This window comes from Actinomyces gaoshouyii, assembly GCF_002072175.1.
Classification (GTDB): domain Bacteria; phylum Actinomycetota; class Actinomycetes; order Actinomycetales; family Actinomycetaceae; genus Actinomyces; species Actinomyces gaoshouyii.
The window spans coordinates 1-721 of record NZ_MVIV01000017.1 but is presented as its reverse complement, the minus strand read 5'-3'; the positions used below and the strand labels follow the sequence as shown (position 1 = coordinate 721).

2 protein-coding genes are annotated in these 721 nt (G+C 56.2%); both read right to left on the bottom strand.

Features of this window, described 5'->3' with window-relative positions:
• Positions 1–413 (bottom strand): hypothetical protein (locus B1H50_RS10035; protein WP_233129477.1); only part of this gene is annotated, 413 nt, incomplete at its 3' end.
• A partial coding sequence (locus tag B1H50_RS09575; protein WP_233129476.1) for a DUF6318 family protein occupies positions 410–721 on the bottom strand: 312 nt, incomplete at its 5' end. The genes B1H50_RS09575 and B1H50_RS10035, both read right to left, overlap by 4 nt.

The following is a 721-nucleotide window of genomic DNA, read 5'->3' as shown; positions in this document are numbered from 1 at the left end:
AGGGTGGCTATGTCGTGGGCGGTGACGATCAGTGGTGGCGGTGTCGTGGTGGCCGGGTCGGGTGCGGGTGCTGTGGGGCGTGTGGGGGTTGGTTGGAAGCGGCATGCGTCGGTGTCGTTGCCTTGGGGGTCCTGCCCATCGCAGATGAAATCGCCTTCGATGGGCGCGCTCTGGGGTTGGGCGGCCGAGACCACCACCTGCCCCCCACCCCCGCTGCCTGATGGCGAAGAACCACCCCCAACCGGAATTGCTTTAATTACAGATTGCTGGAGAATGATACTCTCATCACTTGCCCGCCCGGTTATCTCGCCTATTTGCTCGGGAGAGTAGGTGTCACCTGTGTCGCCCATAACAAAACTTCCAACACCGGCGGAAATGATTGCAAACGATGTAACGAAGACCGATATAATCATTCCACCGACACTCCTTTAATCACCCATCCGCCGCCCACATATTTCATGGCAACGAACATTGAAATGGTTTCTTGAGATTTCTCGACAACCTCTCCATTTCCTTTGATGACAGTGGACGCCTCGGCATTCACCTTCCCTTTGATCCCCGAGTATTCTTTTCCTTCATCCGGCGGAATGTAACTCAAGTCATGAAGAGTGATAGTCCAGGGGTTGGCCCATCCTCCGTCTTTGTGGAGTTTGGTGGCGTCGTCGATGGTGGATCGGCAGAAGACGCAGCCTTCTTCGCTCATGGCGGCTAGGTCGGTGGT